Raw genomic sequence first — 16,178 nt, forward strand, 5'->3', positions numbered from 1 at the left:
TATGTATCTTGGGATTGATATTGGCACCTCCGAGCTCAAAGCGCTGATCATTAATGCGCAGGGCGAGATCATCGCCTCGAATCACGCCACGCTCAACGTGCAGCGCCCGCATGCGCACTGGGCAGAACAGGATCCCGAGCGCTGGTGGCAAGCGTGCGGTGATGTCCTTGCTGGATTGCGCCAGCAGGACGCGCTGGCCTGGAGCGAGATTCGCGCTATTGGTTTATCCGGGCAGATGCACGGCGCGGTGCTACTGGATGCGCAGGGCAAGGTGCTGCGCCCGTGCATTCTGTGGAACGACACACGCAGCGCGCCGCAATGTGCCGCGCTCAGTGCCCAACATCCGGAAATGATGCAGCTCAGCGGCAATATGATTATGCCGGGCTTCACCGCACCTAAACTGCGTTGGGTGGCGGAACATGAGCCTGAGATTTTCCGTCGCATCGATAAAGTGCTGCTGCCGAAAGATTACCTACGCTGGCGTTTAACCGGACAATTTATCAGTGAACCTTCAGACGCGGCAGGCACGTTGTGGCTCGATGTGGCTCAGCGCGACTGGTGCGACGAACTGTTAGCCATCACCGGTCTCACGCGCGCCAATATGCCGGCGCTGGTGGAAGGCAGCGCGGTGAGCGCCCCATTGAAAGCCGAACTGGCAAGTGAATGGGGCTTGTCGGCCGCGGTCTGCGTGGCGGGCGGCGGTGGCGACAATGCCGCATCGGCGGTTGGTGTGGGCGCGGTTAATCCGGGTGATGCTTTTATCTCGCTGGGTACCTCCGGCGTGATTTTTGTCGTCAACGATCGTTTGCTGGCCGATCCGCAATCGGGCGTACACGCCTTTTGTCACGCCTTGCCCGGACGCTGGCACCAGATGAGCGTGATGCTCAGCGCCGCCAGCTGCCTGCGCTGGCTGTGTAATCTGCTCTCCGTTACCGAAAGCCAACTGATGGAAGAGATGGCACAGCTCAGTGAAGAGCAGCGGCGTCATGCCCCTTTTTTCCTGCCCTATCTTTCCGGTGAACGCACGCCACACAACGATCCTGACGCCTCCGGTTCTTTCTTCAATCTGCGCCACGAAACGCCGCGTGCGCTGCTCGGCTATGCGGTGATTGAAGGCGTGGCGTTTGGTCTGGCCGACGGGTTCGCGGTGCTTGGTGATGCGCAGCGCCAGATTCAGCAGTGCAGCCTGACCGGTGGTGGGGCGCGCAGCACGTTGTGGGCGCAGTTGATCGCCGATGTGCTGCAACTGCCGATCGTCACGCATTCCGCCAGCGCGTCCGGCGCTTTGGGGGCTGCGCGTCTGGCATGGCTGGCCGCGGGTGGTGTGGAGAGCGAAGTTTGCCTAAAACCGCCGGTGCAGGCGCGATATCAACCAGATGCTGCGCGCGGCAAGGTGCTGCAGCAGCGATTGCAGCTGTTCCGCACGCTCTATGCACAACAGCAGCAGGCGCGAGTGTTGTTGCCTGAATAATTCCAGACAGAGGATGAATGAGATGCAATCGAATGATTACTGGTTTGGCTTACCGAAAAAGATGTTCTGGGGCTTCCTCGCCATCGCTATTTTTATGGCGGGTGACGGCTTTGAAATGGCATTTCTGTCGCGTCACATCACCGATATGGGCTTCACGCCAGCGCAGTCGGCGGTAGTATTTACTTTTTACGGACTGGCGGCAGCGCTAGCGGCGTGGGCATCGGGCGTGGTAGCGGAACTGATTACGCCCCAGCGTGCCATGATGATTGGCTTCGTGCTGTGGATTGTCATGCACACGCTGTTTATGTCGCTGGGACTTGGCATGCGCAACTATCCGCTGATGGTGCTATTTTACGGCATTCGCGGTCTGGCGTATCCGCTATTCATTTACTCATTCATGATGATGCTGGTGCAGGTGCTGCCGCGTGAAAAACTGGCGGCAGCCACCGGTTGGTTCTGGGCAATGTATTCCGTCGGTATCGGTGTGGTCGGCAGCTATTTACCGAGTCTGACCATCCCGATGCTTGGCGAAACCGGTACGCTGTGGCTGGCGATTATTTGGGTTGCCTGTGGTGGCGTGCTGGCCTATTTCAGCTTGCGCCATGTGCCGGTTGATCGTTCGCGCGTCAATTTGCCGATGCGCGATAAAATGACCGAAATGTCGCGGGCAGTAACTATTCTGTTTACCAACCAGCACGTGTTTTATGCTTGCCTGATTCGCATCATTAATACGCTGTCACTGTTTGGTTTCGCCATTATCATGCCGCTGCTGTTCGTTGATCGTCTTGGTTTTACCATTTCCGAATGGCTGCAAATCTGGGCGGTGTTCTTCTTCGTTACCATTTTTACCAACATCTTCTGGGGCATTACCGGTGAGAAACTGGGTTGGATCCGTCAGGTGCGCTGGTTTGGCTGTCTCGGTATGGCCATCTCCAGTCTGGCGTTTTACTACCTGCCGCTGTATGCCGGGCATAACTTCTGGGTGGCGCTGATTCCGGCGGTGATGTTAGGAATTTTTGTCGCCGCCTTCGTGCCGATGACCGCAGTGTTTCCGACACTGGAGCCGCATCACAAAGGCGCCGCCGTGTCGATTTATAACCTGTCGGCCGGACTGAGTAATTTTGTCGCGCCCGCGATTGCGTCGGTGTTGCTGCCGTTTTTCGATATCGTCGGCGTGGTGTGGGCGTATACCGCGCTGTACGTGTTTGCTGGCGTGCTGACCTTTATCATCCGCGTGCCGCAGCCGGGACATACGCATGAACCTGCGGCAGTGAAATCACGCGTGGCGCAGCAAAGGAGTTAATCTGTGATAGGCGGGCGCCATTAATGGCGCCCCTACACGACATCCCGCAACGCTTCCTCCAAATCGTACCAGCGAAAACCAAAGCCTGACTCTTCCAGGCGCTTCGGCAACACATGTTGGCCGCCGAGCACCAGTACCGCTGATTCGCCCATCATCAGCTTGATGGCGCTGGCGGGCGTGCGCATAAAGGCTGGGCGATGCATCACATGGCCGAGCGTGGCGGCGAACTGCTCATTGCGCACCGCATAGGGCGCAACCATGTTGAACGGGCCGCGCAGTTCAGAGTGATCGATTAGCCACAGCAGCGCGTTAACCAAATCGTCGATGTGAATCCACGGTAAATACTGTTTGCCGCTACCAATCGGACCGCCTACGCCAAGCTTAAACGGCAGTTTCATCTTCGATAACGCGCCGCCTTCTTTCGCCAGCACCACGCCGGTGCGCAGCAAACAGACGCGCGTGCGATCGCTCTGTGCAGTTAACGCCAATTGTTCCCAACGTGCGCACAGCGTATGGGTAAATTCATCCTGGCCCGGATCCTCTTCGGTCAGCACTAAGTCGCCGGTATCGCCATAAAAGCCGGTAGCCGAGCCGGAAATCAAAAATTGCGGGGGATTGCTGCTGGCGTGAATCAGCGACACCAACTGCTCGGTGATCTGCCAGCGGCTTTCGCACAGCCGCTGCTTCTGCTGTTCGGTCCAGCGTTTATCGGCGATCGGTTCGCCCGCAAGATTAATCACACCATCAATACCGTTTAAATCGGTTTGCTGATTGATGCCGGACCACAGCGCCACGCTGGCGTCGAGTTTCTCACGTGCGGCGGCGACATCGCGCGTGACGACGCTCACCTGATGGCCAAGCTGCAACAGACGCGGAATCAGATGGCGGCCAATCAGGCCGGTGCCACCGGTGATCAGTAAATGCATGTTGAGCCTCCTTGTCATTTTTTATCTGCTCAGATTGAGCATAGAAGAGAAGCGTGCGCGCGGCGTGACTCGGCTTACGCTTATGAAGAAAAAGGAAAAGTCAGCGCTGGTCTTAGCCGCTAAAGATCCGACCAGCGCACCATTGCCTTAATAAATAAAAATCGGTAAACATGATGCACACCTGACGCTTTTCTGAGGCAGCCAATGAATTATCCAACCATTACTTTGTGGTCAGATTCTTGCTTTTTCAGCCCTTACGCCATGTCGGTTTATGTTGCGCTCACCGAGAAGGGCATTCCCTTCACCCTTAAGCGCGTCGATTTATCGCAGAATGCGCAGTGGGATGAGGAATACCGCGCGCTGTCGCTGACCTGCCGCGTGCCGACGCTGCAAATCGATGATGTGCTGCTGACGGAATCTTCAGCCATTGCTGAGTACCTGGAAGAGCGTTTTCCGGCGCCAGAGTTCGAGCGGCTCTATCCGCGCGATCGTGAGAAACGGGCGCATGCGCGCGAAGTGCAGGCATGGCTGCGCAGCGACTTAATGGCGCTGCGCTCTGAGCGTCCAACCGAAGTGCTGTTCGCCGGCGAACGCTTTGCGCCGCTTACGCCGGCGGGTGAGCAAGCTGCCAACAAACTCATTGCTGCGGTGCAGCGCCTTTTGCCTGATGGTCAGCAAAATCTGTTTGGCGAATGGTCGATTGCGGATACCGATTTAGCTGTGATGATTAATCGACTGGCGCTGCACGGCGATGCGCTGCCGGTGAAGCTGCAACACTATGCTGAGTTCCAGTGGCAGCGTGCTTCGGTGCAACTCTGGTTAGCGGAATCGGGTAAAACACGCTGAGCACGATGCGCCTTGCGATGGCGAAAAGAACGCTTTACCTTACCGCTCATTCTAATAAAGCATGGCAAACAGGCGCGTGCTGGGCACGCCGAAAACAGAAAAGGGTTACGGATGGTGGATCAAACGGCAGGTGACGGTATCGAGTGGGTTGATATCGTTAACGAAGAGAACGAAGTCATTGCGCAGGCCAGCCGTGCGCAGATGCGTGCGCAGTGTCTGCGTCATCGGGCTACCTATATTGTGGTGCACGATGGCATGGGCAAAATTCTGGTGCAGCGTCGTACTGAAATCAAAGACTTCATGCCGGGTATGCTGGATGCCACTGCCGGTGGCGTGGTGCAGAGTGGCGAAGACCTGCTGGAATCGGCGCGTCGTGAAGCGGAAGAAGAATTGGGTATCGCGGCCGTTCCGTTCGCCGAGCACGGTCAGTTCTACTTTGAAGATCAGCATTGCCGCGTATGGGGCGGGCTGTTCAGCTGCGTTTCCCATGGCCCGTTTGCCATGCAGGAAGAGGAAGTGGATGAGATCTTCTGGATGACGCCGGAAGAGATCACCGCGCGCTGTGACGAGTTCACCGATGATTCGCTTAAGGCGCTGTCGCTGTGGCTGAGCCGAAACAGTGATGCTGCACGTCGTAAACAGAGCAGCGAAGCGTAATCTTGCCGTAAGGTCGCCATTTTTGGCGACCTTATACACAACATTGTTAATGTTCCCGCAGAATCCCCGCCAACAGTGCCAACGCATCCTCGAACTGCGCATCGGGAATAGTCAGCGGATAGAGGAAGCGGATCACGTTGCCGTACACGCCACAGGTTAGCAGAATCAAACCTTTTTCCAGCGCCTGCTGCTGAATAGCTTTGGCAATCTCCGCCGACGGCTTGCCCGCCGCATCATTGAATTCCGCCGCCATCATTGAGCCATAACCACGAATTTCCGCCAGCGCTTTACAATCTGCTCGCTGCAACGTCTGTTTTAATCGGCTGCCAAGCTGGTTGGCGCGGCTGCACAGCGCCTCTTCTTCGATAATGTCTAACACCGCCAGCGCCGCCGCAATCGCCGGTGGACTGCCAGCATAGGTTCCGCCCAGGCCGCCGGGTTCTGGCGCATCCATGACTTCTGCGCGTCCCGATACCGCCGAGAGCGGGAAACCACCGGCCAGACTTTTCGCCATGGTGATGATATCAGGCTGCACGGCGTAATAGTCGCTGGCGAACAGCTTGCCGGTGCGCGCAAAACCGCTCTGGATCTCATCGGCGATCAGCAGTATGCCGTGGCGATCGCACAACTCCCGCAGCGCAACGACAAACTCTGGCGGCGCATCGTAGAAACCGCCTTCGCCCTGAACCGGTTCAAAGATAATGGCTGCCACCTGCTGCGGGCTGATATCGCTGCGGAAAATCGCTTCCAGGCTGTCGAGCGCATCGCTCACGCTGACCTTGTGCAGCGCGTTGGGATAGCGCGCGTGAAACACCGGGCTGGCGAAGGGGCCGAAGCCGGTTTTATACGGCACCACTTTCCCGGTCAGCGACATTGTCATATTGGTGCGGCCATGAAACGCGCCGGTGAAGGCGATGATGCCGGGCCGACCGGTGGCCGCACGCGCGATTTTGACCGCGTTTTCGACCGCTTCAGCACCGGTTGAGAAAAAGGTGGTTTTCACCGGCCCGCTAATCGGCACCAGCGCATTTAGTCGCTCAGCGAGATGAATGTAGTTCTCATAAGGGATGATTTGAAATGCGGTGTGGGTAAAGCATTCTAGCTGCTGTTGCACCGCAGCCATCACTTTCGGGTGACGATGCCCGGTGTTAAGCACTGCGATGCCTGCGGAAAAATCGGTGTATTCGCGGCCATGCTGATCCCAAACCGTGGCATTCTCGGCTCTTACCGCATAGAAATCACACATCACACCTACGCCGCGCGGCGTGGCTTGTAAACGACGGCGGTGCACATCACTGTTGCTCATTATTCACCTCGCAATTAGCGGCAGACTTCAATCAGTGTTAGCGCAGCGTGAGGTTTATGCCAGTGAAGTGCGGAGCAAAAAAAAGCACGCACCGAAGTGCATGCTTTTTTGGCGGGCGGGGAAGGGGATTAGCCTTCGGCCTGCTGCGATTGAATCGCCGTCAATGCGATGGTGTAGACGATATCATCCACCAGTGCGCCGCGCGAGAGGTCGTTCACCGGCTTACGCATGCCTTGCAGCATCGGTCCGATGGAGATCAGATCGGCAGAACGCTGTACCGCTTTGTAAGTGGTATTACCGGTGTTCAGATCTGGGAAGATGAACACGGTAGCGCGGCCGGCAACCGCAGAGTTTGGCGCTTTGGATTTGGCGACGTCTTCCATAATCGCGGCGTCGTACTGCAGCGGACCATCGATCACCAGATCCGGGCGTTTTTCCTGCGCGATGCGCGTGGCTTCACGTACTTTCTCAACGTCGCTACCGGCACCGGAGTTACCGGTTGAGTAGGAGATCATCGCGACGCGTGGATCGATACCAAAGGCTTTGGCTGAGTCGGCAGACTGAATCGCGATCTCTGCCAGCTGTTCTGGATTGGGATCCGGGTTGATGGCGCAGTCGCCATACACCAGAACCTGCTCCGGCAGCAGCATGAAGAATACCGACGACACCAGCGAGCTGTTTGGCGCGGTTTTGATCAGCTGCAGCGGTGGACGAATGGTATTCGCCGTGGTGTGAACCGCGCCGGATACCAGACCGTCAACTTCGCCGCTCTCCAGCATCATGGTGCCGAGCACCACGTTATCTTCCAACTGCTCCTGCGCGACCACTTCGGTCATACCTTTGCTCTTACGCAGCTCAACCAGACGCGGCACATAGTTTTCGCGTACCACTTCTGGATCCACGATCACGATGCCTGTGCCGAGTTCAACACCCTGCGCCGCCGCGACACGCTGAATCTCTTCCGGATTGCCGAGCAGCACACAGGTAGCGATGCCGCGTTCGGCGCAGATTGCTGCCGCTTTGACGGTACGCGGCTCGTCGCCTTCTGGCAGCACGATGCGTTTGCCGGCTTTGCGCGCCAGCTCGGTGAGCTGGTAGCGGAATGCCGGTGGAGACAGGCGACGGCTGCGCTCAGACGTCGCAGTCAGTGATTCCACCCAATCTTCATTAATGAAGCTGGCCACGTACTCCTGCACTTTCTCGATGCGCTGTGTATCGTCAGTCGGGACTTCGAGGTTGAAGCTCTGCAGGCTAAGCGACGTCTGCCAGGTGTTGGTTTTCACCATAAACACCGGCAGGCCGGTCTGGAACGCACGTTCGCACAGGCGTGCGATTGGCGCTTCAATCTGATATCCACCGGTTAACAGTACTGCACCGATTTCAACACCGTTCATCGCGGCCAAACAGGCGGCAACCAGCACATCAGGGCGATCGGCGGAGGTCACCAGCAGTGAACCCGGACGGAAGTGCTCCAGCATGTGTGGAATGCTCCGCGCACAGAAGGTGACAGATTTCACACGGCGCGTCTGGATTTCACCTTCGTTGATGATATCGGCGTTCAGGTGACGGCACATGTCGATGGCGCGGGTGGCGATCAGATCAAAGCTCCACGGCACACAACCCAGCACCGGCAGCGGACTGTTAGCAAACAGTTGCTTAGGATCGATGTTGGCGATGCTGGCTTTGGAAGAGTCATCGAAAATTTCTGACAGATCCGGGCGCGTACGACCTTGCTCATCCACCGGCGCATTCAGTTTGTTAATGATCACGCCAGTGATGTTTTTGTTTTTGCTGCCGCCAAAGCTGCTTTGCGTCAGTTCGATACGCTCTTTAAGCTGCGCCGGAGAATCGTTGCCCAGCGCCATGACGAAGACGATTTCGGCGTTCAGGGTTTTAGCGATCTCATAGTTCAGAGCAGATGCGAACTGATGTTTACGCGTGGGGACCAGACCTTCAACCAGCACCACTTCCGCGTCTTTAGCGTTTGCGTGATAGTTGGCAATGATCTCTTCCATCAACACGTCTTGCTGGTTAGATCCAAGCAGCGACTCAACGCGTGACATCTGCAGCGGTTCTGCGGCAGGAATTGCGGAGCTTTTACGGATAATGCTGGTGGTTTGGTCTGGCGCATCGCCACCCGCACGTGGCTGGGCAATTGGCTTGAATACGCTCAGGCGCACGCCTTTGCGCTCCATGGCACGGATCACGCCGAGGCTGACACTGGTCAGACCGACGCTGGTGCCGGTAGGAATGAGCATAATTGTACGTGACACGATAGAAACCTCTCAGGTGTTGCAGACTGTCTAAAACAACTCCGTCAGCCTAAGCTGACGGAGAGAAGTGTTTTTAAGCGGTGAGACGCGCGGCGTCTTGAGCAATCACCAACTCTTCGTTGGTTGGGATCACCACGGCTGGGCGCGTGCCTTCTTTGTTGATGAAACCCGATTTGCCGAAGCGTGCTGCCAGGTTGCGCTCGTGATCGACTTCGAAGCCGAGCAGACCCAGTTTCTGCAGCGCCAGCTCGCGCACCATCGCCGCGTTTTCACCGATACCACCGGTGAAGACCACGGCGTCCAGACGGCCTTCCATCAGCGCAGTGTAGCTGCCGATGTATTTCGCCAGACGGTGGCAGAACACATCCATCGCACGCTTAGCATCTTCTTTGGTGCTGTAGTTGTCTTCCACATAGCGGCAGTCGCTGGTGACTTCGGTCAGACCTAACAGGCCAGACTCTTTGGTCAGCAGCTTGTTGATGGCATCAACGCTCATGCCCAGGGCATCATGCAGGAAGAAGATAATCGCAGGATCGATGTCGCCACTGCGCGTGCCCATCACCAAACCTTCCAATGGCGTCAGGCCCATTGAAGTATCAACACACTGACCATTGCGAATAGCAGAAACGGAACCGCCATTACCCAAGTGGCAGGTGATGACGTTCAGTTCGCTAACGGGTTTGTTCAGCATTTTCGCGGCTTCCTGCGTCACATAGTAGTGGCTGGTGCCGTGTGCGCCGTAGCGACGAACGCCGTGCTCTTTATACAATTTGTACGGCAGAGCATAGAGATAGGACTCTTCCGGCATTGTCTGATGGAATGCGGTGTCAAAAACCGCGACATTTTTATCAGAAAGATGTGGGAAGTTTTTCAGCGCTTCATCTATACCGATCAGATGCGCAGGATTGTGCAGCGGCGCAAAAGAAGAGGCGTCTTTGATGCCCTGAATAACAGATTCGTCGATGATGACTGATTTGGTCAGCTGCTCGCCGCCGTGAACAATACGATGGCCGATTGCAGCGATTTGTGCCGAAAGCTCTGGTTTTTGTGCCAGAATAGTTTTGACCATGAAATTCAGTGCTTCGCTGTGTGCCGCACCCGCGCCAAGCTGAGCTTCTTGTTTGCTGCCGTCCAGTTTCCACTTAATACGTGCTTCCGGTAAATGGAAACATTCAGCCAAACCGGAGAGGTATTCGTCGCCGGTAACAGGGTTAAGGATGGCAAACTTAAGTGAAGAACTGCCGCAGTTCAGAACCAGAACTAACTTCGTCGACATGGAAGTACCTATTTTTGTTAAATAGTGGCTAAAAAAAACGCAATCAGACTAACAGCGTAGCCCATGAAAGCTGGTAGGTTAATGATAAACATCATGTGCTAGTCAAAAATTCAGTGACATGCAAAAAATTTTGGTGATTTTACGCTTATTTTTGATAAGCACTTAGCGAAACATGGCTCTGGCCGCTCTTTTATTGAGCTAAAGCTTCCGGTAATGTTACTCAAACGGCGTCAGAATACTCACTGTCACCCGCAAAGACAAAAACTTTTGAAGGATGTCACGTAAAGTTGTGTAGTTATCGGTTTATTTTAAATATTGCAGATTTAGTTGAGGTCTATCATGGCGAATGAGACAGACAAACCCGGCTGGTTCGGCTTGTTCCAGCGCGGACAGCGATACATGAAGACCTGGCCTGCAGACAAGCGCCTGGCGCCGGTATTTCCTGAAAATCGCGTGGTGAATGCAACGCGTTTTGCCATTCGCTTTATGCCGCCGCTGGCGATTTTCACCTTGACATGGCAAATCGCGATGGGGGGACAACTTGGTCCAGCAATTGCCACCGCGCTGTTTGCTTGCAGCCTGCCGATGCAAGGATTATGGTGGTTGGGTAAACGTTCTGTGACGCCGTTGCCGCCGACACTGCTGCAGTGGTTCCATGAAGTGCGTAGCAAACTGCAAGAAGCGGGGCAGGCGATTGCACCTGTCGACGGTAAGCCGACATACCAGTCGCTCGCCGATGTGTTGAAGCGTGCCTTTAAACAGCTCGATCGCACTTTCCTCGACGATCTTTGATCCGCTGACGCTTTTACCTGCCGGAGAATTTGAGCCAAATCCCGGTTCAAATCAAAGAAAAGTGGTGCGGACATACACGCATCACTTTCCTTGTGTAATCATTTCTTCATTGTTTAAATCTTAAGCGGCCGCCTGGCCCGGGAGCAAACCAATGGAAATGACCCACGCACAACGACTGATCCTCTCCAATCAATACAAAATGATGGCCATGCTGGAACCCGATAACGCCGAGCGCTATCGTCGTTATCAAACCATTATTGAACGCGGCTATGGCTTGCAGTTACGCGAACTGGATAAAGAGTTCGGCGAGCTAACCGAAGCGACCTGTCGCCTGCTGATCGATATTATGGAAATGCACCATGCGCTGCATGTTTCCTGGTCAAACCTCAAAGATGGCAGCGCGATTGACGAGCGTCGCCTGGCGTTTCTCGGCTTTGATGCGGCCACCGAAGCGCGTTATCTCGGCTACGTACGCTTTATGGTGAACGTTGAAGGGCGCTATACCCACTTTGATTCCGGCACACATGGCTTCAATGCTCAAACGCCGATGTGGGAAAAATACCAACGCATGCTAACGGTGTGGCACACTTGTCCGCGTCAATATCATCTCAGCGCGAATGAGATCGCGCAGATTATCAATGCCTGAATAAGGAGCTATGCGTGAAGTACAGGGGTTTTCTGTTTGATTTAGACGGTACGCTGGTGGATTCACTGCCTGCTGTGATTCGCGCATGGTCATTGTGGGGCGAGCGCCACGGTTTGTCGGCGGAAGAGGTCCTGAGCTATATACACGGTAAGCCTGCCATCAATTCGCTGCGCCATTTTATGGCAGGACAATCTGAAGAGGCGATCCAGGCGGAGTTTCTCTGGCTTGAACGTCTCGAAGCGGAAGACACGCAAGGCGTGCAGGCGATTCCGGGCGCATTAGCGTTACTGACTACCTTGAACGAGCTTCAGATCCCATGGGCGATTGTGACGTCGGGTTCGATTCCTGTTGCCCACGCGCGCCATAAAGCCGCCAATCTACCCATGCCAGAGGTGTTCATCACTGCGGAGAACATCAAGCTCGGTAAGCCGAATCCCGAGCCTTATATGTTGGGTGCTGAGCGTTTGGGGCTTTCGGCGACGCAATGCGTGGTGGTTGAGGATGCGCCAGCGGGTATCATTTCAGGATTGGATGCGGGCAGTGCGGTGATCGCCATCAATGCGCCAGCCGATGCGCCGCGCCTCGACGAAGTCACCTTCCGCGTGGCAACGCTTGAACCGCTAAACGTCACCAAGGAAGATAGCGGCGAATTTACCCTTTCGATCACCGCATAAAGTAACGGGCCGCAGCGGCCCGTTTTTTTACAGCGGCGTATCCTGTGAGATTTCATCCAGCGACAGGCTAAAGCTGGGAATAAACACCTCAACAAAATAATCCATTTCCGGCGAGCGCCGCTGCGTCAGGGTTTTTTCCAGGCGCGCTTTGGCCAGCAAAAACTCGTTATTACCCGCCGATAACTCTTCCAGACACTTCACATAGGCGCAGAGTGCATCCGCTTGCTTCACCACGGATTGTTCACTTTCGCTATGCAAGTGTTCATCAATCAGCGGGCGATAAGCGTCCTGCAGTTCGGGCGGCAGCATATCGATGAGTTTCTGTTGTGCAATCTTCTCGATCTTTTTGTATTCGTGCGCAATTTGCGCGTTGTAGTACTTCACCGGCGTCGGTAAATCCCCGGTCAGCACTTCGCTGGCATCGTGATACAGCGCCAACATGGCAATGCGCTCGGCGTTCAGATTGCCGTTAAACTTTTTGTTTTTGATGATGGCGAGTGCGTGAGCAACCATCGCTACCTGAAGACTATGCTCGGAGACGTTTTCAGTGCGCACATTGCGCATTAATGGCCAGCGGTTGATTAGTTTGAGGCGCGAGAGGTGGGCGAAAAAATGGCTACGAGTCATGGACGGTTCCTGTTCGTATGGCGGGGAAAGTTAGCTTTCCCCGAAATACGATGACTATACTCGTAGCTTGTTACTGACGATACCCTTGCAGGAAACGACCAAACTTGCTGACGGCCATTTCCAAATCGTCCACGCGCGGCAGCGTAACGATACGTACGTGATCCGGCCACGGCCAGTTGAAAGCGGTGCCCTGAACCAGCAGCACTTTTTCCTGCAACAGGAAATCCAGCACCATCTTCTGATCGTCGAAGATGTTGAATTTCTTGGCGTCAATACGCGGGAACATATAGAGCGCACCTTGCGGCTTCACACAGCTGACGCCAGGAATATCATTAATCAATTCCCACGCACGCTGGCGCTGTTCATACAAACGTCCGCCGGGCGCGATAAATTCACTAATGCTTTGATAACCACCCAATGCGGTCTGAATCGCGTGTTGTGCCGGAACGTTGGCACACAGGCGCATCGACGCCAGCATCTCCAGCCCTTCAATGTAACCTTTGGCGTGTTTCTTCGGACCATTCAAAACCATCCAGCCCTGACGGAAACCCGCCACGCGATAAGTTTTGGACAAGCCGTTGAAGGTCACCGTCAGCAGATCGGGTGCCAGCGCAGCAATCGAATGATGTTGTGCTTCGTCGTAGAGAATCTTGTCGTAGATTTCATCGGCGAAAATAATCAGATTGTGCTGGCGCGCGATTTCAACAATCTCAAGCAACAACTCTTTGCTGTAAACCGCGCCGGTCGGGTTATTCGGGTTAATGATGACAATGCCACGCGTGCGCGGGGTGATCTTGCTGCGAATATCATCCAGATCAGGGAACCAACCTGCTGATTCATCACACAAATAATGCACCGCTTTACCGCTCGACAGCGAAACGGCAGCGGTCCACAGCGGATAATCCGGCGCAGGCACCAGCATTTCATCACCGCTGTTGAGCAATGCCTGCATCGCTTGCACAATCAGTTCGGATACGCCGTTACCAATATAGATGTCTTCGACAGTGACATCGCGCATGTCACGCGCCTGGTAATGCTGCATGATCGCTTTACGCGCCGAATACAGCCCCTTTGAATCGCAATAACCCTGCGAGCTCGGCAGATTGCGAATGACATCGACCAGAATTTCATCAGGCGCTTCGAAACCAAACGGGGCAGGGTTGCCGATGTTCAGCTTGAGAACTTTGTTGCCTTCTTCTTCGAGACGTTTAGCTTCTTTCAGTACCGGGCCACGGATGTCATAACAGACATTTTCCAGCTTGCCGGATTTATCAATTTGAAAATTCATTGTTACCGCCTTTATGGGCAGAGTCCTTTAACCTGCCACCAAAAATCAAACTCGCCCAATTTACTCTTCTCACCTTAACAAAAGAAGGGCAGCGCTTGGTTTTGGCGTGTTTGCCATTTTTTCCCCCTTCACTTGGCGTAAAAGTCATTGGAAATCGATTAATCTGGTTCATTAGTCCACAAATGTGAAGAATGTTAATATTAAACGCTGGTAAGGTGTGCCTGACGTGTAAATGCCTTCTTCCATCGACATCCGAGACAATTCAGAAATTTTTCAGTCAAAACTGGCTTAAAAAAACATTAGCGACCAGACGAAATAGTTAAATGAATCTTGTTGGATGGCGAAAAATTGTCTGGTAATGATTAAGCACTGTTTGGCGTCACAAAATAGAGTTCATTCTCATACACTTTTTATTGGCAGGATTAAGCACCATCGTCAGCTGCAACTCAGTGTAAAACACGCGCAAAATGGCATTTGCGCTGTATCTTTAACGTAAGTCTTTAATATTCAGAACCTGGAGGGGTTAAAAAAAGAGCAGCATTATGGCAGGATGTGTGCGAAAAGACTTTTGGTCAAAAATTGCGATGTTTTGAACAAAAACATTTCCATTTATAGCGTAAAAATGATTAAGTATAATTTATTATTTGATGCACTTTATCGCTTCGCATCTACATAACATGATGTTATTTCTTTTAACCCGCAGGGACTTTGTGCGGGAGACATAGACAACTACGCAGCTTCCAGCACCTGTACGACTTACGTTTTCGGCCCAGAAGTTCTGCTGTCTATAATGACGACGCTGCTCTGATCTCAGAGTGGTGCAATCGTCGGCATCCGCCTGACAAAATTTTTTCATGGCAGCTCCACACAGGGCTGTCATTAAGCACCATTGCCTCTTATCTCTTTGATAAGTCGGGTAATACACCAGGGTAGTAGTTTTAAAAAATCTTATAAGTGAAGAAAAAACATGACTAATGCAAATCGTCCGATACTGAATCTCGACCTCGATCTGCTGCGTACATTTGTTGCCGTTGCCGATCTGAACACTTTTGCAGCTGCCGCTGCCGCCGTGTGCAGAACGCAGTCCGCAGTGAGCCAGCAGATGCAACGTCTGGAACAATTGGTAGGTAAAGAGCTGTTTGCCAGACATGGACGTAATAAATTGCTGACGGAGCATGGCATTCAACTGCTGGGTTACGCCAGGAAAATCCTTCGTTTTAATGACGAAGCTTGCACCTCTTTAATGTACAGCAACATCCAGGGCGTTCTGACCATAGGCGCTTCAGATGATACTTCAGATACCATTCTGCCGTTCCTGCTTAACCGCGTAACGTCGGTCTATCCGAAGCTGGCCATTGATGTGCGTGTTAAGCGCAACCCGTTCATGATGGAAATGCTGAATCAAGGTGAAGTCGATTTGGTTGTGACCACGTCCAGCCCAGGAAACTTTACTTATCAGGTACTGCGTACATCACCAACATTGTGGTACTGCGCGGCAGATTATATCTTCCAGCGTGGAGAGGCCATTCCTTTGGTTCTGTTGGATGAGCCAAGCCCGTATCGCGATATGGCCATTGATCACCTCAACGAGGCTGGCATTCCGTGGCGCATCTCCTATGTTGCTTCAACGCTGGCTGCCGTCCGTGCAGCGGTTAAAGCCGGTTTGGGTGTGACAGCGCGTCCAGTTGAGATGATGAGTCCAGAACTGCGTGTGATGGGCGCGGCAGAAGGTTTGCCAGTATTGCCTGATACGCAGTATCTGCTGTGCCGTAATCCCGACAGCGATAACGAACTGGCGCTGGCGATCTTCAATGCCATGCAGTCCACCAACGATCCTTATAATTTGAGTGCTAATCCAGACGGTACCTTGTTACTGGATGATGAAGAGTAAGGGTTGCAGTTACTGGTAATTCCTCTCAATTGGAATACCGGTTAATTGTTAAAAGCGACAAAAATGAGCCTTAGCTGGGTAATTATCCGCTAAGGCTTTTTTTATGCCTTTTAACACGTCATTTTTAGAGCGATTTTCTGAAAAAGATTTCACTCGACATCTTAAAAATGAAATGTGTTCCATTTTTACTCTACATGGAATG

The 16,178-nt window shown here is 53.7% G+C and carries 14 protein-coding genes; 8 read left to right on the forward strand and 6 right to left on the reverse strand.

Translation table 11 applies throughout. The features are described from left to right. The first annotated feature begins 1 nt into the window (after position 1). Both xylB and K5Y32_RS14095 read left to right on the forward strand, forming a co-directional pair. Positions 2–1,471: a xylulokinase gene (gene xylB / locus K5Y32_RS14090; protein ID WP_222184628.1), complete on the forward strand. Its 1,470-nt coding sequence runs from the start codon at positions 2–4 to the stop codon at positions 1,469–1,471. Between the two features lie 22 nt (positions 1,472–1,493). Beyond that, entirely contained in the window at positions 1,494–2,774 is a 1,281-nt protein-coding gene (locus tag K5Y32_RS14095; protein WP_192233267.1) for an MFS transporter, read from the forward strand. A 32-nt stretch (positions 2,775–2,806) separates the two neighbouring features. Here the strand turns inward: K5Y32_RS14095 and K5Y32_RS14100 are convergent, their stop codons facing one another. Further along, positions 2,807–3,700, reverse strand: coding sequence for a TIGR01777 family oxidoreductase (locus tag K5Y32_RS14100; protein WP_101763646.1), 894 nt, complete (start codon positions 3,698–3,700; stop codon positions 2,807–2,809). Between the two features lie 204 nt (positions 3,701–3,904). Between K5Y32_RS14100 and yfcF the strand changes: the two genes are divergently transcribed. Next, positions 3,905–4,546 carry a glutathione transferase gene (gene yfcF / locus K5Y32_RS14105; protein WP_008105173.1) on the forward strand — a complete coding sequence of 214 codons (642 nt, stop codon included), beginning with the start codon at positions 3,905–3,907 and terminating at the stop codon, positions 4,544–4,546. Positions 4,547–4,657: 111 nt separating this feature from the next. Continuing rightward, complete coding sequence (yfcD, locus tag K5Y32_RS14110; protein ID WP_007889295.1) at positions 4,658–5,203, forward strand: NUDIX hydrolase YfcD; 546 nt, start codon at positions 4,658–4,660, stop codon at positions 5,201–5,203. A 46-nt stretch (positions 5,204–5,249) separates the two neighbouring features. Here the strand turns inward: yfcD and K5Y32_RS14115 are convergent, their stop codons facing one another. The 3 genes from K5Y32_RS14115 to ackA form a co-directional block, all read right to left on the reverse strand. Further along, entirely contained in the window at positions 5,250–6,509 is a 1,260-nt protein-coding gene (locus tag K5Y32_RS14115; protein ID WP_222184630.1) for a 4-aminobutyrate--2-oxoglutarate transaminase, read from the reverse strand. A gap of 128 nt (positions 6,510–6,637) precedes the next feature. Next, positions 6,638–8,782 (reverse strand): phosphate acetyltransferase, encoded by a 2,145-nt coding sequence (pta, locus tag K5Y32_RS14120; RefSeq protein WP_176971183.1) that lies wholly within the window; start codon positions 8,780–8,782, stop codon positions 6,638–6,640. A gap of 73 nt (positions 8,783–8,855) precedes the next feature. After that, positions 8,856–10,058, reverse strand: a complete 1,203-nt coding sequence (gene ackA, locus K5Y32_RS14125) for an acetate kinase (protein ID WP_101763649.1) — start codon at positions 10,056–10,058, stop codon at positions 8,856–8,858. Positions 10,059–10,397: 339 nt separating this feature from the next. Between ackA and yfbV the strand changes: the two genes are divergently transcribed. The 3 genes from yfbV (at position 10,398) to K5Y32_RS14140 (ending at position 12,170) form a co-directional block, all read left to right on the forward strand. Then, positions 10,398–10,850, forward strand: coding sequence for a terminus macrodomain insulation protein YfbV (gene yfbV / locus K5Y32_RS14130; protein ID WP_222184632.1), 453 nt, complete (start codon positions 10,398–10,400; stop codon positions 10,848–10,850). 151 nt (positions 10,851–11,001) lie between these two features. After that, positions 11,002–11,496 (forward strand): YfbU family protein, encoded by a 495-nt coding sequence (locus tag K5Y32_RS14135; protein WP_008105160.1) that lies wholly within the window; start codon positions 11,002–11,004, stop codon positions 11,494–11,496. A gap of 14 nt (positions 11,497–11,510) precedes the next feature. Beyond that, positions 11,511–12,170 (forward strand): sugar phosphatase, encoded by a 660-nt coding sequence (locus K5Y32_RS14140; RefSeq protein ID WP_222184634.1) that lies wholly within the window; start codon positions 11,511–11,513, stop codon positions 12,168–12,170. A 27-nt stretch (positions 12,171–12,197) separates the two neighbouring features. Here K5Y32_RS14140 and yfbR read toward each other — a convergent pair whose 3' ends face one another. Both yfbR and K5Y32_RS14150 read right to left on the reverse strand, forming a co-directional pair. Beyond that, the gene (yfbR, locus tag K5Y32_RS14145) at positions 12,198–12,797 is read right to left on the reverse strand and encodes a 5'-deoxynucleotidase (RefSeq protein WP_176971187.1); all 600 of its coding nucleotides are present in this window, start codon (positions 12,795–12,797) and stop codon (positions 12,198–12,200) included. A 70-nt stretch (positions 12,798–12,867) separates the two neighbouring features. Further along, the gene (locus K5Y32_RS14150) at positions 12,868–14,085 is read right to left on the reverse strand and encodes a pyridoxal phosphate-dependent aminotransferase (RefSeq protein ID WP_008105154.1); all 1,218 of its coding nucleotides are present in this window, start codon (positions 14,083–14,085) and stop codon (positions 12,868–12,870) included. Positions 14,086–15,052: 967 nt separating this feature from the next. Between K5Y32_RS14150 and lrhA the strand changes: the two genes are divergently transcribed. Beyond that, positions 15,053–15,976 carry a transcriptional regulator LrhA gene (gene lrhA, locus K5Y32_RS14155; protein WP_021509211.1) on the forward strand — a complete coding sequence of 308 codons (924 nt, stop codon included), beginning with the start codon at positions 15,053–15,055 and terminating at the stop codon, positions 15,974–15,976. Positions 15,977–16,178: the final 202 nt, after the last annotated feature.

This window comes from Pantoea sp. DY-15 (assembly GCF_019795935.1).
Taxonomy (GTDB): domain Bacteria; phylum Pseudomonadota; class Gammaproteobacteria; order Enterobacterales; family Enterobacteriaceae; genus Pantoea; species Pantoea leporis.